This is a genomic window from Pseudomonas sp. G5(2012), from assembly GCF_000408945.1.
In the GTDB taxonomy this organism is placed as follows: Bacteria; Pseudomonadota; Gammaproteobacteria; order Pseudomonadales; family Pseudomonadaceae; genus Aquipseudomonas; species Aquipseudomonas umsongensis.
The window spans coordinates 19,016-40,089 of sequence record NZ_APIO01000090.1 but is presented as its reverse complement, the minus strand read 5'-3'; the positions used below and the strand labels follow the sequence as shown (position 1 = coordinate 40,089).

Here is a 21,074-nt window from a genome sequence, read left to right as displayed (position 1 = left end):
GAACACCAGATGGAATTTGGCCGGGCGACTGGCTTTCTGCAAAGGAGAATGGGATGAATCTTACCCCTCCACGACGATACTGGTTGACCGGTGCGAGTAACGGCATTGGCGCCGCGCTGGCTGAAGAAATACTCAAGAGCGGCGCCCACCTGGCTGTTAGCGCCCGCTCGCTGGCCCCACTGAAAGTCTTGTCCCTGCGTTACCCCGGAAAAGTATTGGTGGTCGCTGGTGACTTGACCAACAGCCAGACAGTACGTGAAATCGGCGAACGGATTGCTCGGGACTGGGGCTCTCTGGACACCGTGATCCTTAACGCCGGCACCTGCGAATACGTCGATGGCAAGCAGTTCGACGCCTCGATCATCGAGCATGTGGTGCGCACCAACCTGCTCGCCAGCAGCTTCTGCATCGAAGCCGCGTTGCCATTGCTGCGCGCTGGTACCGCACCGCACCTGGTGGGCTTGGCCAGCTCGGTGACTTACCTGCCACTGCCCCGCGCCGAAACTTATCGCGGCTCGAAAGCCGGGATGCGTTACCTGTTCGAATCCCTGCGCATCGACCTCGCACCGGAAGGGATCGAAGTCACAATGGTCAATCCCGGGTTCGTCCAGACGACACTGAACGGGAAAAATGATTTACCCATGCCACTCTCCTGGAAGGCAGGGAAAGCTGCGCAGCACATCTTCCACGAAATCAGGAGCCGACCACTGGAGATCGCGCTGCCGGGGATGCTCATGTCCACCCTATGGCCGCTACCGAAAATGCTCGACCGGACGAAGCTGGCGATTGGCAAACGCATGGTTCGCAGCAGCCCGCCAATCATGGATCAGTTGTGATCGAAAGACTTGCAGCGGATGCCAGCGACTGAGCGTCCGTCAGAGCTTTCACACGGTGCCGGCTGACTGCCTTACACTGCGCGCCATGAAAAACATCCCTCACCTACAAATCGCCACCCCCGCGGTGACCTGCTCGACTTGTGCAGCCTGCTGCTGCCAGCTCGAAGTCATGCTGATCACCGATACCGGCGTGCCCGAGCGATTCATCGACACCGATGACTGGGGTGGAGAGGTCATGTTGCGCCTGGACGACGGCTGGTGTGCCGCGCTGGATCGCAACACGATGATGTGCACCATCTACGAAAAACGCCCGCTGATCTGCAGGGAATTCGAGATGGGGGCGGCGGAATGCATCGAAGAGCGCCAAGGGATTTCGACGGCGTATCGCTGAAACTCAATGTGGGAGCCAGCAGGCTAGCTCCCACAGGGTATGTTGCTCAGACAGTGATCCTTACAACGGCATCGTGTAATGCAGCGCGTAACTTTCTATACCATCGTTCGGGCTGGTAATCCCGGCATTGGAATAGTGCGTCGCGCGAATTCCGACTTCATGCCCACCGGCAAAGCGCAGTCCCACACCTAAGCGGTCCTCGAACTGAAACGCGCTGCCCAGTTCATTGCTTTCGACTTCAGTACTGGCGAACACCGCCACGCCAAACCCGAGCTCGACGTAAGGCTTAACGCTCTGACCGGCGAACTCGTAAACAAACACTGGCGAAAATGAAAGGCTGTGATTACTGGTGGTCTCGTCGCCATCCCAATAGGTGTAGGCGCCGCTCCAGTAACCGGTTAAACGACCCACGTCGCTCTGCCACCAACTCTTGTCCCAATCGAATTGCATGCCCAATCGATAAGTCATGGTTGATTCGCCGGTCTGACCGACTCCGAACTCCACGCCTGCTGCTTGCGCAGTGAAACTGTGCCCCATCAATGCAGCCGCAATCGCGGCCAAACAAAATAGTCGCTTCATAGAAACATCCTTATCCCAACGATTACGTTCGGTATTTTATTGATCTACGTTCACAGCTATAGAAGTCGACGGTTATTCAGAAGTTCAGCCCAAATTCTTCCTCTGCCCAGAAAATTGCTTACCCTTCAAAGCTTCGCACAACACCAGCGTTATTCCACAGTATCGGCAATATATTTGTGAAATGAACAGGATCGGCGCTCGTCCAGAATTGCGCAGCACGAGCAGGCCCGGCGGCCAGTAATTCGCGCTCGGCGAGCAAGCGCTGAAGCTGACGCGCAACCGCCGCACCTGTATCGATCAGGCTGATGTCGTCGGGGATCATCTGTTTGAGCAAGGGCTTGAGGAAAGGGTAATGGGTGCAGCCCAGGATGATGGTGTCGGCACCCTCGGCAAGCAGCGGCCGGACGTAACGCTCCAGCAGCTGGTGCAGGACGGGACTGTGCAAGTCGCCTTTTTCGATCAACTCGACCAACCCCGGGCAAGGTTGGGTGATCACTCGAACGTCGGTGGCGAAGCGGTCGAGCAACGCGGCGAACTTGGCGCTCTGCAGGGTTCCCGTCGTGGCCAGCACGCCGACCACGCCACTGCGGGTAGCGGCAGCGGCCGGCTTGACGGCGGGCTCCATGCCGACGATGGGCCATTGCGGGTAATCGCGACGCAAGTCGGCAACACCGGCGACAGTGGCGGTGTTGCAGGCCAGGACAAGGGCCTTGGCGCCCTGGCGTTGAAAAAACTCGGCCATGACGCTGCAACGCTGCTGGATAAATTCCGGGGTTTTCTCGCCGTAGGGAATGTTCCCGCAATCGGCGACATACAACAGGGATTCGTCAGGCAACAAACGCTGGATCTCGGCTAGCACCGAAAGCCCGCCGACACCGGAGTCGAATACGCCAATCGGCGCTTCACGCATGCTTGGGCCCACAGACGCTGCAACCCGGATCTCGCTTGACTCGCAATTCGCGAAAGCGCGAACCCAAGGCGTCGATCAGCAGCAGGCGCCCTACCAGCGGCTCGCCGAATCCGGCCAGCAACTTCAACGCTTCAAGCGCTTGCAGGCTGCCGACCAGTCCCACCAACGGCCCGACCACCCCGGCCTCACTGCAGGTCAATTCAGCTTCGCTGCCGTGCCCATATAGACAGTGGTAGCACGGGCTTTCTGCTCGACGCGGATCGAACACCGACAACTGCCCTTCAAGGCGAATCGCCGCACCACTGACCAGCGGCTTGCTGGCGCTCACGCAAGCCGCGTTGACCGCTTCACGGGTGGAGAAATTGTCCGAGCAATCGAGGACCAGGTCTACGGCGGCGACAGTAGCGGCCAGGGAATCTTCATCGAGTGCTGCACGATGAGCGATCAAGCGGATTTCGGGGTTGATCGCCGTCAGGCGCTTGATTGCCGAATCGACTTTGCCCATGCCGACGCTGTCGGTGTCGTGAATGATCTGGCGCTGCAGGTTGGTCAGGTCGACCGTGTCGAAATCCGCCAGATGTAATTCGCCAACCCCTGCGGCGGCGAGGTACAGCGCCACCGGCGCACCAAGGCCACCGAGGCCGACGATCAATACTCGGCTGTCCTTGAGCCGCAACTGGCCGTCGATATCGATGTGTTGCAGCAGAATCTGCCGACTGTAACGCAGCAACTCCTGATCATTCAGCACGGCAGGCGCCCCAGACTGATGCGTTGGTGACCGCCCAGATCGGTGCGGCTGTGAACTTGCTCGAAACCGCGGGTCAACAGCAAATCGCGGACGGCCTCGGCCTGATCGTAACCATGCTCGAGCATCAGCCAGCCGCCCGTGTCGAGATGGTCCGGCGCCTGGGCGACGATCAGACGCAGATCATCAAGCCCGTCGACACCGGCCACCAGGGCGCTGGCCGGTTCAAAACGCACATCGCCCTCGACCAGGTGCGGGTCGGTGGCTGCGATGTAGGGCGGGTTACTGATGATCAGTTGAAAACGTTGGCCTTCCAGGGCGCTAAACCAATGGCTGCTCAGTACCTTGGCGTTATTCAGATGCAGGCGTTGGCGGTTGCGTTCGGCCAGGGCTACGGCTTCCAGCACGCGATCCACGGCAGTCACGCTCCAGGCCGGACGCTCGCTGGCCAGGGCCAAGGCAATCGCGCCACTGCCAGTGCCCAGGTCGAGTACTTTGGCGGGGGTGGCCGGCAACAGCTCCAACGCGGCCTCCACCAGCAACTCGGTGTCTGGCCGCGGGATCAGCGTGTGCGGCGCAACTTCCAGGTCGAGCTTCCAGAAACCTTGCTGGCCAAGAATGTACGCCACCGGTTCACCGCTGCGGCGGCGCTGCAAATACTCGGCGAAGGTCAACGCCGCTTCGCTCGGCACGATGCGTTCCGGCCAGGTGTGCAGGAAGCTGCGGGACTTGCCCAGCGCAGCCGCCAGCAACAGTTCGGCATCCAGGCGCGCCGTGGGCGAGTCGGGCAGATCGGCTGCACGCAACAAACTGGCAATGATCGTCATTTACTCACCTATCGCGGCCAGTTGATCGGCCTGGTACTCGGCCAGCAACGGCTCGATCACGGCATCGACGCCCCCGGCGAGGATTTCGTCGAGCGAATACAGCGTCAGGTTCACCCGGTGGTCGGTCACCCGGCCCTGGGCAAAGTTGTAGGTACGGATACGTTCGGAGCGGTCCCCCGAGCCCACCAGCAGCTTGCGCTCACTGGCGATGGCATTGGCGGCGGCACTGGTTTGCTGGTCATTGAGCTTGGCCGACAGCCAGGACATCGCCCGCGCACGGTTCTTGTGCTGCGAACGCTCTTCCTGGCACTCCACGACAATACCGGACGGCAAGTGTGTGATGCGGATCGCCGAATCGGTCTTGTTCACGTGCTGACCGCCCGCACCGGAGGAGCGGTAGGTATCGATGCGCAGGTCTGCCGGGTTGATCTCGATCGCTTCCTGCTCGTCCGGCTCGGGCAACACCGCCACGGTGCAGGCCGACGTGTGGATGCGTCCCTGGGACTCGGTCGCCGGCACCCGTTGCACGCGGTGGGCGCCGGACTCGAACTTCAGCTTGCCATAGACGTTGTCGCCTTCGACTCGCGCAATCACTTCCTTATAGCCGCCGTGTTCACCCTCGTTTTCCGAGAGGATCTCCACCCGCCAGCCGCGACGCTCGGCGTAACGCGAGTACATGCGGAACAAGTCGCCAGAGAAAATCGCCGCCTCGTCACCGCCGGTGCCGGCGCGGATTTCGAGGAATACGTTGCGCCCGTCATTCGGGTCCTTGGGCAGCAACATGCGTTGCAGGTTGGCTTCGAGCTCGACCAGGCGCTCCTTGGCTTCGCGGACTTCTTCCACGGCCATCTCGCGCATGTCCGGGTCGCTATCCTTGAGCAGCGCCTGGGCGCCTTCGAGGTCACCCTGCACCTTGAGCAACTGTTTGTAGGTTTCGACGATCGGCTCGACTTCCGCGTATTCCTTGGAATAGGCACGGAACTTGTTCTGATCGGAAATGACCTCGCCATCGCCAAGCAAGGCGGTCAATTCCTCGAAACGGTCCTGGAGGATGTCCAGCTTATTGAGCAGTGACGCTTTCATTGCGGTTTCTTATCCGAAAAGCTTTCCGATGAGCCCTCACCGAGGGCAAAGAGTTCCTGGGCCATCGCCAGCGCATCGAGGCGACCTTCGGCAGAGAGCTTTTTCAATTGCACGCTCGGTGCGTGCAAGAGTTTATTGGTCAGGCCGCGTGCCAGTTGCACCAGCACCTCCTCGGGGCTGCTGCCATTGGCCAGCAGACGCTGGGCCTTTTGCAATTCTTCGTCGCGCAGGCGCTCGCTCTGTTGACGATAGGCCTTGAGCACGTCCACCGCCGCCAACTCACGCAGGCGCACCATGAAGTCTTCGGCGCCCACCGAGACCATCTCTTCGGCCGCCTGGGCTGCACCCTGGCGACTCTTGAGGTTCTCGGCGACCACTTCGTGGAGATCGTCGACGCTGTAGAGGTATACGTCGTCCAACTCGCCGACTTCTGGCTCGATATCCCGTGGCACGGCAATATCGACCATGAAGATCGGTTTGTGCTTGCGCAGTTTCAGGGCGCTTTCAACGGCGCCCTTGCCAAGGATCGGCAACTGGCTCGCCGTGGAACTGATGACAATGTCGCTGCGCACCAACTCTGCCGGAATGTCCGATAGCAGCACCGCATGGGCGCCAAACTGCTCGGCCAGAATACTCGCGCGCTCCAGCGTGCGGTTGGCCACCACGATACGTTTCACGCCCAGGTCGTGCAGATGGCGGGCGACCAGTGTAATGGTCTCGCCGGCACCGATCAGCAAGGCCTGGCTACGTTGCAGGTCACTGAAGATCTGTTTGGCCAGGCTGACCGCGGCAAACGCCACGGACACCGGGTTCTCGCCGATGGCGGTGTCGGTGCGCACTTGCTTGGCCGCATTGAACGTCGCCTGGAACAAGCGCCCGAGCAACGGTCCGACGGTGCCGGCCTCGCGAGCCACGGCGTAGGCCGACTTCATCTGGCCGAGGATCTGCGGCTCGCCCAACACCAGCGAATCAAGCCCGGAAGCGACTCGCATCATGTGACGAACTGCCGCATCGTCTTCGTGCACATAAGCACTCGCACGCAGCTCATCGAGGCTCAAATGATGATATTCGGCCAGCCAGCGCAACACGGTATCCGCCGACAGGTGATCCTGCTCTATATAGAGTTCACTGCGATTGCAGGTGGAGAGGATCGCAGCTTCGCGGCTGTCGGTGAGTCGGCAGAGCTGCTGCAAGGCCTCGACCAGCTGTTCAGGGGTAAAGGCCACGCGCTCGCGGACGTCTACTGAAGCAGTCTTGTGGTTAATACCGAGTGCAAGGAAGGCCATTCAAAGTCGCTGGTGGTGACGTGAAGCCGGCAATTGTCCTACTTCGCCAGATTCAGAACAACTACTCGATATCTATTGGCCTGGTAGGCGGTATCCCGACCTGCGATCCATTCTCGTTTCAGCCTTTGTAGGAGCTGCCGCAGGCTGCGATCTTTTGATCTTGAAAAAGCAAAATCAAAAGATCGCAGCCTGCGGCAGCTCCTACAGGGTGGGGCCGGGCATGGGGTGTGACGGTAAATTGCCGGGGCCGGTTATGTTTGACCGAAGGCTTGTGTCATGATGATCCGACCGCAGGTTAGTCGTCCTCTTCCTATATGAATAGATCTTCCGCGTTGCTCCTCGCCCTTGTCTTTCTCAGCGGCTGCCAGGCCTTGGCTCCCGTGTCGACGGATGACCCGTCGCCGGTCGAAGACTCCACCCCGGCCCCTGAAAAGCCCAAGGTCTACAGTTCATTCAGCGAAGACACCGTCTTCAGCCTGCTGAGTGCGGAGCTGGCTGGCCAGCGCAATCGTTTCGACATCGCCCTGGACAACTACGTGACCCAGGCCATCAATACCCAGGATCCGGGCATCTCCGAGCGGGCATTCCGCATTGCCGAGTACCTGGGCGCCGACCAGGCCGCCCTGGACACGGCACTGATCTGGGCCAAAAACGCGCCGGACGACCTTGAGGCCCAGCGGGCCGCCGCCGTGCAGTTGGCACGCGCCGGGCGCTATGACGATTCCATGGTCTACATGGAGAAAGTGCTGCAGGGCAAGGGCGATACCCATTTCGACTTCCTCGCTCTGTCCGCGGCCGATACCGACCAGGACACGCGCAATGGCCTGATGAAAAGTTTTGACCGTTTGCTGCAGCGCCACCCGAACAACGGCCAGCTGATTTTTGGCAAGGCTTTGCTGCTGCAACAGGATGGCGACACCAAAGGCGCGCTGACCCTGCTGGAAGACAATCCGCCGGACGACGGCGAAATCGCCCCGATCCTGCTGCGCGCACGCTTGCTGCAGTCCCTTGATCGCGGCGACGAAGCCTTGCCCCTGCTGCAAAAAAGCATCAAGAAGTATCCGGATGACAAGCGCCTTCGCCTGACTTACGCGCGCATGCTGGTTGAACAGGACCGCATGGATGATGCCAAGGCCGAGTTCTCAAGCCTGGTGCAGCAATACCCCGAAGACGACGACCTGCGTTATTCCCTGGCGCTCGTCTGCCTGGAGGCCAAGGCCTGGGACGAGGCCAAGGGCTACCTTGAAGACCTGATCGCCCGTGACAGCCATGTCGACTCGGCGCACCTGAACCTTGGGCGCATTGCTGAAGAACGTAACGATCCCCAAGGCGCGCTGATCGAGTACGGCCAGGTCGGCCCGGGTAACGACTATTTGCCTGCACAACTGCGTCAGGCCGACATTCTGATGAATAACGGCAAGACTGCCGAAGCCCAGCGCAAGCTGGCGGCAGAGCGCGATGAGCAACCGGACTATGCGATCCAGTTGTACCTGATCGAAGCCGAAACCCTGTCCGCCAACAAACAGGGGGACAAGGCCTGGAAAGTCCTGGAACAAGCCCTGCAAAAATACCCGGACGACCTGAATCTGCTTTATACCCGCGCCATGCAGGCGGAAAAACGCAATGACCTGGCACAAATGGAAAAAGACCTGCGCCTGATCATCAAGCGCGATCCAGACAATGCCATGGCATTGAACGCCCTCGGTTATACCCTGTCTGACCGCACGACGCGGTACGCCGAAGCCAAGGCGCTGATCGAGCAAGCGCACCGGATCACTCCGGAAGACCCGGCGGTTCTCGACAGCCTCGGCTGGGTGAACTACCGCATGGGCAATCTCGACGAAGCCGAGCGCCTGCTGCGCCAGGCCCTGGAGCGCTTCCCCGACCAGGAAGTCGCCGCCCACCTCGGTGAAGTCCTGTGGGCCAATGGCAAGCAACGCGAAGCGCGGCAAATCTGGGGCAAGTTCCTCAAGGATCAGCCCGACAGCCCTACCCTGCGCAGTACCATCAAGCGCCTGACCGGATCAGAGACTCTTTAAGATTATGTTTTTGCGCCACCTCATCGTTTTCAGTTTTATCGCCCTGCTCGCCGGCTGTGCGGGTTTCACTGCCCGCGAATCGGTCGTGGGCCACGGCAGCCCAGCGCAATGGCGCGAGCACAAACTGCAACTTGCGAGTCTTGATGGCTGGCAGATCGACGGCAAGATCGGCATCCGTGCGCCCAAGGACTCCGGCAGCGGCACGCTGTTCTGGCTGCAACGCCAGGAGTACTACGACATCCGCCTCTCGGGCCCATTGGGTCGCGGTGCAGCGCGCCTGACCGGGCGTCCGGGCAAGGTTTCCCTGGAGGTCGCCAACCAGGGACGCTACGAAGCGCCTTCCCCGGATGCCCTGCTTGAAGAACAGCTGGGCTGGAAGCTGCCGGTTTCCAACCTGGCCTGGTGGGTCCGCGGGCTCCCCGCACCGGACAGCAAAAGCCGCCTGACGCTCGATGGCGACAGCCGTCTGGCCAACCTCGAACAGGACGGCTGGCAGGTCGAGTACACGGCCTACACCGAGCAGAATGGTTACTGGTTGCCCGAGCGGATCAAACTGCACGGCACCGACCTGGATGTCACGCTGGTGATCAAGGCCTGGCAACCACGCAAATTGGGGCAATGACATGCCAGCCAATCGCCTGACCCTGCCGTCGCCGGCCAAACTCAATTTGATGCTGCACATTCTGGGTCGCCGTGAAGACGGCTACCATGAGCTACAGACGCTGTTTCAATTTCTCGACTACGGCGACGAAATCACCTTTGCCGTGCGCGACGACGGTGTCATTTGCCTGCACACCGAGTTCGAAGGCGTCCCCCACGACAGTAACTTGATCGTCAAGGCCGCGAAAAAACTTCAGGCGCAATCCGGCTGCTCGCTCGGTATTGATATCTGGATCGATAAAGTCCTGCCCATGGGCGGCGGCATCGGCGGCGGCAGTTCGAATGCCGCCACCACCCTGCTCGGCCTCAATCACCTCTGGCAACTGGGTTGGGACGAGGATCGGCTGGCCGCGCTGGGCTTGACGCTGGGCGCCGATGTCCCGGTTTTCGTGCGCGGCCATGCGGCTTTCGCCGAGGGCGTGGGCGAGAAACTGACCCCTGTCGACCCGGAGGAACCCTGGTATCTCGTGCTGGTGCCGCAAGTCTCTGTAAGTACGGCAGAAATTTTTTCAGATCCGTTGTTGACACGTAACACTCCTCCCATTAAAGTGCGCCCCGTTCCCAAGGGAAACAGTCGAAATGACTGCTTGCCGGTGGTAGCAAGGCGTTATCCAGAGGTACGTAACGCATTGAATTTGTTAGGTAATTTTACCGAAGCAAAACTCACCGGAACTGGAAGTTGTGTGTTTGGGGGCTTCCCAAGCAAAGCTGAAGCTGATAAAGTCTCGGCCCTTCTTACAGAGACCCTTACAGGGTTTGTAGCAAAAGGAAGCAACATCTCGATGTTGCATCGCAAGCTGCAAAGTCTGCTCTAAAGGAACCGATTACTGGGTAATCGTTGCAACAGATACAGGGGCGTCGCCAAGCGGTAAGGCAGCAGGTTTTGATCCTGCCATGCGTTGGTTCGAATCCAGCCGCCCCTGCCATTTTCTATACTCATCCAGGTTACCCTCAGCCTCTAGGTACTGCGCGTGTCCAAGATGATGGTCTTTACGGGGAATGCTAACCCCGATCTGGCTCGGCGTGTCGTACGTCAGCTGCATATCCCTCTCGGTGACATCTCTGTCGGTAAATTCTCCGACGGCGAAATTACAGCCGAGATCAATGAAAACGTCCGCGGTAAAGATGTCTTCATTATTCAGCCGACTTGCGCTCCGACCAACGATAACCTGATGGAACTGGTAGTGATGGCTGATGCCTTCCGCCGCTCCTCGGCTACTCGTATCACTGCTGTTATTCCTTACTTTGGTTATGCCCGCCAGGATCGCCGTCCGCGTTCCGCACGTGTAGCTATCAGCGCGAAAGTCGTGGCTGACATGCTTACCGTAGTCGGCATCGACCGTGTTCTCACGGTTGATCTGCATGCTGACCAAATCCAGGGTTTCTTCGATATTCCGGTAGATAACATCTACGGCTCCCCGGTTCTGGTGGATGACATTGAAGATCAGCGCTTCGAAAACCTGATGATCGTATCCCCGGACATTGGTGGCGTCGTGCGTGCACGTGCCGTTGCCAAATCCCTGGGCGTGGATCTCGGGATCATCGACAAACGCCGTGAGAAAGCCAATCACTCTGAAGTGATGCATATCATCGGTGATGTCGAAGGGCGTACCTGTATTCTGGTCGATGACATGGTCGATACCGCCGGCACCCTGTGCCACGCGGCCAAGGCCTTGAAAGAGCATGGCGCTGCCAAGGTTTTCGCCTACTGCACGCACCCTGTGTTGTCCGGTCGGGCGATCGAAAACATCGAAAATTCCGTGCTGGACGAGCTGGTGGTGACTAACACCATCCCGCTGTCCGCTGCAGCACAAGCCTGTGCGCGTATCCGCCAACTGGATATCGCACCGGTAGTTGCCGAGGCGGTTCGCCGCATCAGCAATGAAGAATCGATCAGCGCGATGTTCCGCTAAGGGCCCTGCCCTTCTCGAAATGTCTCGTTGACGAAAAGCGCCCCGCCCCGGCATTCCTGTCGGGGCGGGGCTTTTTTGCCCATATCGCCTTTAGCGCTGGTCGCAAACGCTGGGGCGAGTGTGGTTATTTTGGAGATACAACATGAACGATTTTACTCTGAATGCTGAAGTGCGTTCCGACCTGGGGAAAGGTGCGAGCCGCCGCCTGCGTCGTCTCGCAAGCCTGGTTCCAGCTGTAGTTTACGGTGGCGACAAAGCCCCTGAATCCATCAGCATGCTGGCCAAAGAAGTTGCCAAACTGCTCGAAAACGAAGCGGCTTACAGCCACATCATCGAGCTGAACGTTGGTGGCACCAAGCAAAACGTCGTAATCAAAGCTCTGCAACGTCACCCGGCCAAAGGCCACGTGATGCACGCTGACTTCGTACGCGTAGTTGCCGGCCAGAAGCTGACCGCTATCGTTCCAGTGCACTTCATCAACGAAGAAGCACCGACCAAGAAAGGCGGCGAAATCTCGCACGTTGTTGCCGAGATCGAAGTTTCCTGCCTGCCGAAAGATCTGCCTGAGTTCATCGAAGTCGACCTGGCTGACGCTGAAATCGGTTCGATCATTCACCTGTCCGACCTCAAAGCCCCTAAAGGCGTTGAGTTTGTTGCTCTGGCACACGGCGATGACAAGGCTGTTGCCAACGTCCACGCTCCACGTGTTGCTCCAGAAGCTGCAGAAGGCGCTGCAGAGTAATTTACTCTGCGCTGCCGGAGTGACCGGAAACATCGCGGACTAGAGCGTAGCGAGAAAGCGGGCGAGAACGCGGAGTTTACATCATGGTAAATGAGCAATTTTCGTCCACTTTCGCCGCACTCCCTGATTGCGGCGATGTTATCCACCACTCCAATGAAGGGCCCCTATCGTGACTGCCATTAAACTGATCGTTGGCTTGGGAAATCCAGGCGCTGAATACGAACAGACCCGGCATAACGCAGGGGCCCTTTTTGTTGAGCGCATCGCGAACGCACAAGGTGTGAATCTTGTGGCGGACCGCAAATATTTCGGCCTGACCGGGCGCTTTTCGCATCAGGGTCAGGATGTTCGTCTGCTGATTCCCACCACGTACATGAACCGTAGCGGCCAGGCCGTGGCGGCCCTTGCAGGTTTCTTCCGCATCAAGCCTGAAGAAATCCTCGTGGCACACGACGAACTCGATCTTCCTCCGGGCGTTGCCAAACTCAAAGTGGGCGGCGGCCATGGCGGTCATAACGGTTTGCGCGACATCATTGCGCAACTGGGCAATCAGAACACTTTCCACCGCCTGCGGCTTGGCATCGGTCACCCGGGCGTCGCCAGCATGGTTTCAAATTTCGTCCTGGGTCGTGCGCCACGCGCCGAACAGGAAAAACTCGATGCCAGCATCGACTTTGCCCTCGGCGTGCTGCCGGATATCCTCGCCGGTGAATGGAACCGCGCGATGAAAAACCTGCACAGCCAGAAGGCCTGACTTTTACCCGAGGGGAAACACCATGGGATTCAATTGCGGCATCGTCGGCCTGCCTAACGTCGGCAAGTCCACCCTGTTCAACGCCCTGACCAAATCCGGTATCGCGGCCGAGAACTTCCCCTTCTGCACCATCGAGCCCAACAGCGGTATCGTGCCGATGCCGGATCCGCGCCTGCAGGCCCTGGCGGAAATCGTCAATCCAAAGCGCATCCTGCCGACCACCATGGAATTCGTCGACATCGCAGGTCTCGTGGCCGGCGCGTCGAAAGGTGAAGGCCTGGGCAACAAGTTTTTGGCCAACATCCGTGAAACCGATGCCATCGCCCACGTGGTCCGCTGCTTCGAAGACGAGAACGTGATTCACGTCTCCAACAGCGTCGACCCCAAACGCGACATCGAAATCATCGACCTGGAACTGATCTTCGCCGACCTCGACAGCTGCGAGAAGCAACTGCAGAAAGTCGCGCGCAACGCCAAGGGCGGCGACAAGGACGCAGTGGTCCAGAAAGGCCTGCTGGAGCAATTGATCTCGCACTTCACCGAAGGCAAGCCGGCGCGCAGCCTGATGAAGAACATGGGCACCGACGAGAAGGCGGTGATCAAGGGCTTCCACCTGCTGACCACCAAGCCGGTCATGTACATCGCCAACGTCGCTGAAGACGGTTTCGAGAACAACCCGCACCTGGACGTGGTCAAGGCCATCGCCGAAGAAGAAGGCGCCATGGTTGTTCCGGTGTGCAACAAGATCGAAGCGGAAATCGCCGAGCTCGATGACGGTGAAGAGAAAGACATGTTCCTCGAAGCCCTGGGCCTCGAAGAGCCTGGCCTGAACCGCGTGATCCGCGCTGGCTACGAAATGCTGCACCTGCAGACTTACTTCACCGCCGGTGTCGAAGAAGTCCGCGCCTGGACCGTGCGAGTCGGTGCTACCGCACCACAAGCTGCAGGCGTGATCCATACCGACTTCGAAAAGGGCTTCATCCGCGCCGAAGTGATCGCCTACAACGACTTCATCCAGTACAAGGGTGAAGCCGGTACCAAGGAAGCAGGCAAATGGCGCCTGGAAGGCAAGGATTACATCGTCAAGGACGGCGACGTGATGCACTTCCGCTTCAACGTCTGACGTTCGCAACCATTAACAAAAAAAGCACCCTGGGGTGCTTTTTTTGTGGGCGCTTTAAACGGGGTTAGCCCGTCACCTTCGCGCGCGCCGCGTGCAGTTTCTTGTAGCTCTCGATCAGTCGCAGATGCCTGTCGAGGCCTTCCAGCTTCATGCTGGTAGGCGTCAAGCCGAAGAAGCGCACGCTGCCGTTCACGGAGCCGATCGCGGCGTCCATGCGCTCGTTGCCGAACATCCGGCGGAAGTTGGCCTCGTAATCGGCCAGCTCCAGGTCCTCGTCCAGCTCCATCTCCAGCACCACGTTCACGGCCTGGTAGAACAAGCCGCGCTCGACCGTGTTGTCGTTGTACTGGAGGAACATTTCCACCAGCTCCTTGGCCTCTTCAAATTTCTGCAAGACGAGATTGAGCAACAACTTCAACTCCAGGATCGTCAACTGACCCCAGACGGTATTGTCGTCGAATTCGATGCCGATCAAGGTGGTGATGTCGGTGTAGTCATCCAGCTCGCTGTCTTCCAGACGCTTGAGCAGTGACTTCAGGCCGGCCTTGTCCAGGCTGTGCAGATTGAGGATGTCCTCACGGAAAAACAGCGCTTTGTTGGTGTTATCCCAGATCAGGTCGTCAACCGGATAAATTTCCGAGTAATCCGGCACCAGAATGCGGCAGGCCGTCGCGCCGATGTGCTCATACACCGCCATGTACACTTCTTTGCCCATGCCTTCGAGAATGCCGAACAAGGTCGCGGCTTCCTCGGCATTGGAGTTTTCACCCTGGCCGGAGAAGTCCCACTCCACGAATTCGTAATCGGACTGGGCACTGAAGAAGCGCCACGACACCACGCCGCTCGAATCGATGAAGTGCTCGACGAAGTTGTTAGGCTCAGTCACCGCATGGCCTTCAAAGGTCGGCAGGGGCAAGTCATTGAGGCCTTCGAAGCTGCGGCCCTGCAACAACTCCGTCAGGCTGCGTTCCAGCGCCACTTCCAGGCTCGGGTGCGCGCCGAACGAGGCGAATACACCACCGGTACGCGGGTTCATCAAGGTGACGCACATTACCGGGAACTCGCCCCCCAGGGACGCATCCTTCACCAACACAGGGAACCCCTGCTCTTCCAGCGCCTGGATACCGGCCAGTATCGCGGGGTATTTCGCCAGCACGTCGGCCGGCACATCCGGCAGGGCAAATTCACCTTCGATGATTTCGCGCTTTACCGCGCGCTCGAAGATTTCCGACAAGCACTGCACCTGCGCTTCGGCCAGCGTATTACCGGCGCTCATGCCATTGCTCAGGTACAGGTTTTCGATCAGGTTGGAGGGGAAATACACCACCTCGCCGTCTGACTGGCGTACATACGGCAGCGAACAGATGCCGCGCTCTTCGTTGCCCGAGTTGGTGTCGATCAGATGCGAGCCACGCAACTCGCCATCGCGGTTGTAAACCCGCAGGCAGTAGGCGTCGAGAATCTCCGGCGGCAGTTCATCTTTAGGGCCAGGCTGGAACCAGCGTTCGTTCGGGTAGTGTACAAACGCCGCATTGGCGATGTCCTCTCCCCAGAACTGATCGTTGTAGAAGAAGTTACAGTTCAACCGCTCGATGAACTCGCCCAAGGCCGACGCCAACGCGCCCTCTTTGGTCGCGCCCTTGCCATTGGTAAAGCACATAGGCGAGTGCGCATCGCGGATATGCAGCGACCATACATTGGGCACGATATTGCGCCACGAAGCGATTTCGATCTTCATGCCCAGGTCGGCCAGAATGCCCGACATGTTGGCAATGGTCTGTTCCAGCGGCAGGTCTTTGCCCACGATGTAGGTGCCCGCCCCTGAACCTGAAATGGAAGCCGGCATCAGCAACGCCTGGGCGTCGGCATCCAGGTTCTCCACCTCTTCAATCACGAACTCAGGCCCGGCCTGCACCACCTTTTTGACGGTGCAGCGGTCGATGGAGCGCAAGATGCCCTGACGGTCTTTGTCGGAGATATCTGCCGGCAACTCGACCTGAATCTTGAAAATCTGGTTGTAGCGGTTTTCCGGGTCGACGATGTTGTTCTGCGACAGTCGGATGTTTTCGGTAGGGATATTGCGAGTGTCGCAGTACAACTTCACAAAGTAAGCCGCACACAACGCCGACGAAGCCAGGAAGTAGTCGAACGGACCCGGTGCCGAGCCATCGCCCTTATAGCGGATAGGCTGGTCGGCCACCACGGTGAAGTCATCGAACTTGGCTTCAAGTCGAAGGTTGTCGAGAAAATTGACCTTGATTTCCATGCGGGATACCACAATAGCGAGCAAACGAATGGCCGCCATTATCCGGCTTTTCAGCCGGAAGTCTTGTGCAAGCTCGCGCTAACGGCTTAGTGGCAGGTGATCAGGCCTTTTTGGCGCGTGGCAGGAAAATCGCCAATACACCCAATAACGGCAGGAATGAACACAGGAAGTACACGTATTCGATGCCGTGTATGTCCGCCAGGTGGCCCAGCAGCGCCGCGCCAATCCCACCGAAGCCGAACATCAGGCCGAAGAACACCCCGGCAATCATCCCGACATTGCCTGGCACCAACTCCTGGGCGTACACCACGATGGCCGAGAAGGCTGAGGCGAGGATGAAGCCGATGACTACACTCAGGACAGTGGTCCAGAACAGGTCCACATGCGGCAGCAGCAATGTGAACGGCGCAACGCCCAGGATCGAGAACCAGATCACCGCCTTGCGCCCGATTTTGTCGCCGATGGGCCCGCCGAAGAAGGTCCCCGCGGCCACCGCACCGAGAAACAGGAACAGGTGCAGCTGCGAACTGGCCACCGACAGGTCGAACTTCTCTATCAGGTAGAAGGTGAAATAACTGGTGAGGCTGGACATGTAGAAGTATTTGGAGAACACCAGCAGCCCGAGCACCACCAGCGCGCTGGTCACCCGCCCCTTGGACAGGCCGTGGGTCGCTGCCTGGCCCTGCTTGAGCTTGAACAGGTTCAAGTGGTTGGCGTACCAGCGACTGATCCGGTACAGCACGAACAGTGCAAACACCGCGAACAAGCCGAACCAGGCCACATTCCCTTGGCCGTAAGGGATGATGATCGCCGCCGCCAGCAACGGACCGAACGCCGAGCCCGCGTTGCCCCCGACCTGGAAGGTCGATTGTGCCAGGCCAAACCGCCCCCCCGAGGCCAGCCGCGCCACGCGAGAAGCTTCCGGGTGAAAGGTCGAGGAGCCAATGCCGATCAAGCCCGCCGCCAGCAGAATCAGCGGGAAGCTGCCGACCACCGACATCATCACGATGCCGATCAAAGTGCAGACCGTACCGGCTGGCAACAGCCAGGGCTTGGGATGGCGGTCAGTGTGGTAGCCGACCCAGGGTTGCAGCAGCGAAGCGGTCAGCTGGAAGGTCAGGGTGATCAGGCCGACCTGGGTGAACGTCAGGCCATAGTTGGCCTTGAGCATCGGGTAGATCGACGGCAGCACCGATTGAATCAGGTCGTTGATCAGGTGCGCCAGTGCCACCGCGCCGATGATGCGCATGACCAGAGGGCTGCTTTGTGAAGGCGCGGACGCCGCCGCAGTGGCGGGCTGAACGTTGCTGATAGCCATGAAATTTCCGAAAAACAGAGGGGTGCACACGGGCAGGTGCGTCAATGTGCCATTTTTCGTTGCGGCAGCGCCATCCCCTTAGCCTGCTAACGACCTCGGTATTGGGCAGATTTCCACTCGATCGATACCCTCCTCCGCCCCGTTTTTTCGGCTCAGGAAGATAAGCGGTTGAAAGTGTAGAGAAATATTTTAAATTTACGCTTGACGCATCTGCATTACCGGTGAATAATGCGCGCCATCTTGGCTACATAGCTCAGTTGGTTAGAGCATAGCATTCATAATGCTGGGGTCCGGGGTTCAAGTCCCTGTGTAGCCACCAAGTGCTAAAAACGGCTTACCGAAAGGTAAGCCGTTTTTTTATGCCTCAAGAAAATGGCTGCTCCCTTGTAGGAGCGAGCATGCTCGCGATGGACTTGAACGATAACGCGGGGAGTCAGGTTCCCCCGCGGTGCATTTGAGTCCATCGCGAGCATGCTCGCTCCTACACCATCATCGTCATCATCAGCAACGAATCGCCGGTAGCGCCGACAACGCCCGCTCCCAGATCTGCCAGGTACGCAGCCAGACCATGGCCTGCCAATCGCTATCGGCCGGATAGAACTGTTCAAGCAGATTCAACTTGATCTCTCGCCCCTGCGCATCGTGGACATTACCGTGCAGATGCAACCAGTGGTCATCGCGCAGATGTCGATGGACGTCCGGCCCCGGATAAGTCCCGCACTCGATCACGAACGGCATCAACCGCACCTGCGGCAGCGCATTGAGCAACGCCTGCGAGGTGTAGCCGGTCGCAGTGGCTGCAACACCGGTTTCGCTCAGGGTGTCGGCGCCGGTGTGCAACGTGTAGAGCCACGGACCGTAAATTGCCTGGGCATCGGCCAGCGCCGGATAAGCCGCTTCGGTGATCGTCAACAACATCGGATGCCCATACTCCCCGGCCCCGGTGTGCAAGTCGAAACACAGGCCGACGTCAGCATGGGCCACGTGCTTTTGCATAATCTGCTGCAATGTGCGATTCGACCAACTGGGGGCCACCCCACCGTAGAACAATCCGTCCGGGTGCGCATGCTGGCCACCTTCGACAATCGACATGACCGCGGGCCATCCGTGGAGGCGGATTTGCTCATCCAGCAAGGCATCGGCCCGATCTCGCTCAGGCCCGCGCAACTGCGTGCAGGCATAAATTTCATGCAGCGCGTCATAAGCCTGGTTATCCGGCAGCGCACGATCGAAGTCCAGGTGATTGCGGTTCAGGTCGATGTTGTCTTCATTGACCCGACGCAGCCACGCCATACCCCAGGGATTGATCGCATGAATCATCACCACGGCGACATCCGTCGGCAACGAGCGCTTACCGAGCTCCTGCAGCCACTTGATCTGGCAACCCGAGCCATAGAAGCCCTCGACCCCGTGAGTACCGCTCAGCGCGATCAGCAGGCGTTTGGCGCCAGGATCGCCGAGCACCGCCACATAGGTGCCCAAGGCCTCGCCGGATGGCCCCTTGAGAGGATGGGGATACTCGCTCAGCGTCGCACCGGCCGCGGTTGCCGCCGCCAGGAATTGTTCGCGCTGGGAACGGTAGCTGGGCTGGGCTGGAAACTCGCTGTGCATGGCTGCCTCTTGTGGGTCTTGTGGGGTGATCGCTGGCAATGACCCTACAGAAAATCCGTCGATTGATGAAGAGCGACCACGGGACCTGGTTTGCGTCACTGCGAGGTCACCGATACAGTCCCCGGTATATTTATCCCACGGACGGAGTGCCCCCATGTTCCCAGCCTCCCATTCGAGTCGCGCGCGCCTGCCAGCCCTGGCGCTGATCATCACCGCGCTGACCCTTGGTGCCTGCCACAACGCGTCCGCCCCGACGCTGCCCACGGCACCGGAAAACGCGTCCGGTTATCGTACCGACCTGCAGACCCGACACGCTTCACGCCACATGGCCGCAGCCGCCAACCCATTGGCAGCCGAAGCCGGGCGCGAGATGCTGCGTCGGGGCGGTTCGGCCATCGATGCCGCCATTGCCATGCAAGCGGTTCTGACGCTGGTCGAACCGCAGTCCTCGGGCATCGGTGGCGGCGCGTTGATCGTGCTCTGGGATGGCCAATCCGTGCGCGCCTACGACGGGCGCGAAACCGCACCGGCCGGTGCCACCGAGAAACTGTTCCTGCAGGCCGATGGCCAGCCGATGCCCTTCACCCAGGCACAGATTGGCGGGCGCTCGGTGGGAACTCCCGGGGTGTTGCGAGCCCTTGAGCTGGCCCATCGCAAACACGGTCGTTTGCCATGGGCGCAGCTGTTCGAGCCCGCCATCGAATTGGCCGATCAAGGCTTTGTCATCTCGCCTCGCCTGCATCGGTTGATCGCTGCGGATTCGTCCATAAAGCGCTCTGCGGAAATGACGGCCTACTTCCTGAATGCCGATGGCAGCCCGAAAGCCAGCGGCACCCTGTTGAAGAATCCGCCCTTGGCTGCCGCCTTGCAACGCATCGCCAAGGAAGGACCGGATGCCTTGTACAAAGGGCCTATCGCACAAGAGATCGTGGCCAAGGTCCAGGGTCACGCCAACCCAGGCAGCCTGTCGCTGAGCGACCTGGTCAACTACAGCGCCAAGGAACGCGCGCCTTTGTGCACCGACTACAAGCGCTGGCAGGTCTGTGGCATGCCGCCCCCCTCATCGGGCGGGATCGCCATGGCGCAGATCCTCGGCACGCTGCAAGCCCTGGAGACAAGCGACAAGCGTTGGGCCCTGGCGCCGATGCAACCGGTGAAAGCCAGCACAGCCGCTGGCCTCGAACCAACCGCCGAGGCCGTGCACCTGATCAGCGAAGCCGAGCGCCTGGCCTATGCCGATCGCGCGCAGTACGTGGCCGACTCGGACTTCGTGCCGGTGCCCGTCAAGGGCTTGATCGACAAGGCTTACCTGGCCAGCCGGGCGGCGCTGGTCGGCGAGCACAGCATGGACACGGCCAAGCCCGGCACGCCACCGGGCATCCAGGTCGCCTACGCGCCAGACCGCTCCCCCCTGCGCATCTCCACCTCGCAAGTGGTGGCGGTCGATGACCAGGGCGGCGCGGTGTCGATGACCACCACCATCGAATCCGCTTTCGGCTCGCATGTGATGGTCCAGGGCTTCCTGCTCAACAACGAGATGACCGACTTCTCGTTCATTCCCGAAGAGAACGGCCAGAAAGTCGCCAACCGCGTCGAACCCGGCAAGCGTCCGCGCTCGTCCATGGCCCCAACGCTGATCTTCGACCGCCAGAGTGGCGAATTCGTCGCCAGCCTCGGCTCTCCCGGCGGCTCGCAAATCATCGAATACGTGGCCAAAACCACCGTCGGCCTGCTCGACTGGAACCTCGATACACAGGCAGCCATCAACCTGCCCAACTTCGGCAGCCGAAATGGCCCGACCGAACTGGAGAGCGGCCAGTTCAGCCCGGCGCTAATCCAGGCACTCAAGGACAAGGGCCACAGCGTCAACGAAATCGACATGACCAGCGGCACCCAGGCGATTGTCCGGGTCAAGGATGCACAGGGGAAGGCGTCGCTGGCCGGTGGGGCTGATCCTCGGCGGGAGGGGGAAACGTTGGGGGATTGAGTCG

The 21,074-nt window shown here is 59.7% G+C and carries 19 protein-coding genes and 2 tRNA genes; 12 read left to right on the top strand and 9 right to left on the bottom strand.

Going from position 1 to position 21,074, the window contains the following annotated elements; translation table 11 throughout:
• Positions 1 to 53 precede the first annotated feature (53 nt).
• Both PG5_RS24170 and PG5_RS24165 read left to right on the top strand, forming a co-directional pair.
• Positions 54 to 836 carry an SDR family oxidoreductase gene (locus PG5_RS24170; protein ID WP_020799748.1) on the top strand — a complete coding sequence of 261 codons (783 nt, stop codon included), beginning with the start codon at positions 54 to 56 and terminating at the stop codon, positions 834 to 836.
• Positions 837 to 921: 85 nt separating this feature from the next.
• Positions 922 to 1,227, top strand: a complete 306-nt coding sequence (locus tag PG5_RS24165) for a YkgJ family cysteine cluster protein (protein ID WP_033044015.1) — start codon at positions 922 to 924, stop codon at positions 1,225 to 1,227.
• Between the two features lie 60 nt (positions 1,228 to 1,287).
• On the opposite strand, the gene PG5_RS24160 is transcribed toward PG5_RS24165, so the two are convergent.
• The 6 genes from PG5_RS24160 to hemA all read right to left on the bottom strand — a co-directional run bounded on the left by PG5_RS24160 (position 1,288) and on the right by hemA (position 6,657).
• The gene (locus PG5_RS24160) at positions 1,288 to 1,806 is read right to left on the bottom strand and encodes an acyloxyacyl hydrolase (RefSeq protein WP_020799745.1); all 519 of its coding nucleotides are present in this window, start codon (positions 1,804 to 1,806) and stop codon (positions 1,288 to 1,290) included.
• A 118-nt stretch (positions 1,807 to 1,924) separates the two neighbouring features.
• Positions 1,925 to 2,716 carry a glutamate racemase gene (murI, locus tag PG5_RS24155; RefSeq protein WP_042955699.1) on the bottom strand — a complete coding sequence of 264 codons (792 nt, stop codon included), beginning with the start codon at positions 2,714 to 2,716 and terminating at the stop codon, positions 1,925 to 1,927.
• Entirely contained in the window at positions 2,709 to 3,464 is a 756-nt protein-coding gene (locus tag PG5_RS24150; protein ID WP_020799743.1) for a molybdopterin-synthase adenylyltransferase MoeB, read from the bottom strand. Before PG5_RS24150 ends, murI begins: the two co-directional genes overlap by 8 nt.
• On the bottom strand, positions 3,458 to 4,288 hold the full coding sequence (prmC, locus tag PG5_RS24145) for a peptide chain release factor N(5)-glutamine methyltransferase (RefSeq protein WP_020799742.1): 831 nt from the start codon (positions 4,286 to 4,288) through the stop codon (positions 3,458 to 3,460). Before prmC ends, PG5_RS24150 begins: the two co-directional genes overlap by 7 nt.
• Entirely contained in the window at positions 4,289 to 5,371 is a 1,083-nt protein-coding gene (prfA, locus tag PG5_RS24140) for a peptide chain release factor 1 (protein WP_020799741.1), read from the bottom strand.
• Complete coding sequence (gene hemA, locus PG5_RS24135; protein WP_020799740.1) at positions 5,368 to 6,657, bottom strand: glutamyl-tRNA reductase; 1,290 nt, start codon at positions 6,655 to 6,657, stop codon at positions 5,368 to 5,370. Before hemA ends, prfA begins: the two co-directional genes overlap by 4 nt.
• A 314-nt stretch (positions 6,658 to 6,971) precedes the next feature.
• Here hemA and PG5_RS24130 point away from each other — a divergent pair, with 314 nt between their 5' ends.
• The 8 genes from PG5_RS24130 (at position 6,972) to ychF (ending at position 13,888) form a co-directional block, all read left to right on the top strand.
• Positions 6,972 to 8,696 (top strand): tetratricopeptide repeat protein, encoded by a 1,725-nt coding sequence (locus tag PG5_RS24130; RefSeq protein WP_042955698.1) that lies wholly within the window; start codon positions 6,972 to 6,974, stop codon positions 8,694 to 8,696.
• A 4-nt stretch (positions 8,697 to 8,700) separates the two neighbouring features.
• Positions 8,701 to 9,318, top strand: coding sequence for a lipoprotein insertase outer membrane protein LolB (lolB, locus tag PG5_RS24125; RefSeq protein WP_020799738.1), 618 nt, complete (start codon positions 8,701 to 8,703; stop codon positions 9,316 to 9,318).
• Between the two features lies 1 nt (position 9,319).
• Positions 9,320 to 10,171: a 4-(cytidine 5'-diphospho)-2-C-methyl-D-erythritol kinase gene (gene ispE, locus PG5_RS24120; RefSeq protein WP_020799737.1), complete on the top strand. Its 852-nt coding sequence runs from the start codon at positions 9,320 to 9,322 to the stop codon at positions 10,169 to 10,171.
• 36 nt (positions 10,172 to 10,207) lie between these two features.
• Positions 10,208 to 10,282: transfer RNA gene (locus PG5_RS24115), tRNA-Gln, on the top strand.
• 45 nt (positions 10,283 to 10,327) lie between these two features.
• Positions 10,328 to 11,269: a ribose-phosphate pyrophosphokinase gene (locus PG5_RS24110; RefSeq protein ID WP_003171603.1), complete on the top strand. Its 942-nt coding sequence runs from the start codon at positions 10,328 to 10,330 to the stop codon at positions 11,267 to 11,269.
• Between the two features lie 142 nt (positions 11,270 to 11,411).
• Entirely contained in the window at positions 11,412 to 12,011 is a 600-nt protein-coding gene (locus PG5_RS24105; protein WP_007981839.1) for a 50S ribosomal protein L25/general stress protein Ctc, read from the top strand.
• 169 nt (positions 12,012 to 12,180) lie between these two features.
• Positions 12,181 to 12,765: an aminoacyl-tRNA hydrolase gene (pth, locus tag PG5_RS24100; protein ID WP_020799735.1), complete on the top strand. Its 585-nt coding sequence runs from the start codon at positions 12,181 to 12,183 to the stop codon at positions 12,763 to 12,765.
• Positions 12,766 to 12,787: 22 nt separating this feature from the next.
• Positions 12,788 to 13,888 (top strand): redox-regulated ATPase YchF, encoded by a 1,101-nt coding sequence (gene ychF / locus PG5_RS24095; protein WP_020799734.1) that lies wholly within the window; start codon positions 12,788 to 12,790, stop codon positions 13,886 to 13,888.
• A gap of 64 nt (positions 13,889 to 13,952) precedes the next feature.
• Here ychF and PG5_RS24090 read toward each other — a convergent pair whose 3' ends face one another.
• Entirely contained in the window at positions 13,953 to 16,154 is a 2,202-nt protein-coding gene (locus PG5_RS24090) for an OsmC domain/YcaO domain-containing protein (RefSeq protein WP_020799733.1), read from the bottom strand.
• 100 nt (positions 16,155 to 16,254) lie between these two features.
• Complete coding sequence (locus tag PG5_RS24085; protein ID WP_020799732.1) at positions 16,255 to 17,472, bottom strand: MFS transporter; 1,218 nt, start codon at positions 17,470 to 17,472, stop codon at positions 16,255 to 16,257.
• A 242-nt stretch (positions 17,473 to 17,714) separates the two neighbouring features.
• On the opposite strand from PG5_RS24085, the gene PG5_RS24080 reads away from it, so the two are divergent.
• Positions 17,715 to 17,791, top strand: a tRNA-Met gene (locus PG5_RS24080).
• Positions 17,792 to 17,973: 182 nt separating this feature from the next.
• On the opposite strand, the gene PG5_RS24075 is transcribed toward PG5_RS24080, so the two are convergent.
• On the bottom strand, positions 17,974 to 19,083 hold the full coding sequence (locus tag PG5_RS24075) for a DUF2817 domain-containing protein (RefSeq protein ID WP_020799731.1): 1,110 nt from the start codon (positions 19,081 to 19,083) through the stop codon (positions 17,974 to 17,976).
• Between the two features lie 154 nt (positions 19,084 to 19,237).
• Here PG5_RS24075 and ggt point away from each other — a divergent pair, with 154 nt between their 5' ends.
• Positions 19,238 to 21,070 (top strand): gamma-glutamyltransferase, encoded by a 1,833-nt coding sequence (gene ggt / locus PG5_RS24070; RefSeq protein WP_020799730.1) that lies wholly within the window; start codon positions 19,238 to 19,240, stop codon positions 21,068 to 21,070.
• The last annotated feature ends 4 nt before the right edge of the window (positions 21,071 to 21,074 follow it).

What these genes read in the sequence shown, in the direction of transcription:
- PG5_RS24170 (WP_020799748.1), top strand. Translation starts at nt 54, where the DNA reads ATGAATCTTACCCCTCCACGACGATACTGGTTGACCGGTGCGAGTAAC.
- PG5_RS24165 (WP_033044015.1), top strand. Translation starts at nt 922, where the DNA reads ATGAAAAACATCCCTCACCTACAAATCGCCACCCCCGCGGTGACCTGC.
- PG5_RS24160 (WP_020799745.1), bottom strand. Translation starts at nt 1,806, where the DNA reads ATGAAGCGACTATTTTGTTTGGCCGCGATTGCGGCTGCATTGATGGGG.
- murI (WP_042955699.1), bottom strand. Translation starts at nt 2,716, where the DNA reads ATGCGTGAAGCGCCGATTGGCGTATTCGACTCCGGTGTCGGCGGGCTT.
- prmC (WP_020799742.1), bottom strand. Translation starts at nt 4,288, where the DNA reads ATGACGATCATTGCCAGTTTGTTGCGTGCAGCCGATCTGCCCGACTCG.
- prfA (WP_020799741.1), bottom strand. Translation starts at nt 5,371, where the DNA reads ATGAAAGCGTCACTGCTCAATAAGCTGGACATCCTCCAGGACCGTTTC.
- hemA (WP_020799740.1), bottom strand. Translation starts at nt 6,657, where the DNA reads ATGGCCTTCCTTGCACTCGGTATTAACCACAAGACTGCTTCAGTAGAC.
- PG5_RS24130 (WP_042955698.1), top strand. Translation starts at nt 6,972, where the DNA reads ATGAATAGATCTTCCGCGTTGCTCCTCGCCCTTGTCTTTCTCAGCGGC.
- lolB (WP_020799738.1), top strand. Translation starts at nt 8,701, where the DNA reads ATGTTTTTGCGCCACCTCATCGTTTTCAGTTTTATCGCCCTGCTCGCC.
- ispE (WP_020799737.1), top strand. Translation starts at nt 9,320, where the DNA reads ATGCCAGCCAATCGCCTGACCCTGCCGTCGCCGGCCAAACTCAATTTG.
- PG5_RS24105 (WP_007981839.1), top strand. Translation starts at nt 11,412, where the DNA reads ATGAACGATTTTACTCTGAATGCTGAAGTGCGTTCCGACCTGGGGAAA.
- ychF (WP_020799734.1), top strand. Translation starts at nt 12,788, where the DNA reads ATGGGATTCAATTGCGGCATCGTCGGCCTGCCTAACGTCGGCAAGTCC.
- PG5_RS24090 (WP_020799733.1), bottom strand. Translation starts at nt 16,154, where the DNA reads ATGGAAATCAAGGTCAATTTTCTCGACAACCTTCGACTTGAAGCCAAG.
- PG5_RS24085 (WP_020799732.1), bottom strand. Translation starts at nt 17,472, where the DNA reads ATGGCTATCAGCAACGTTCAGCCCGCCACTGCGGCGGCGTCCGCGCCT.
- PG5_RS24075 (WP_020799731.1), bottom strand. Translation starts at nt 19,083, where the DNA reads ATGCACAGCGAGTTTCCAGCCCAGCCCAGCTACCGTTCCCAGCGCGAA.
- ggt (WP_020799730.1), top strand. Translation starts at nt 19,238, where the DNA reads ATGTTCCCAGCCTCCCATTCGAGTCGCGCGCGCCTGCCAGCCCTGGCG.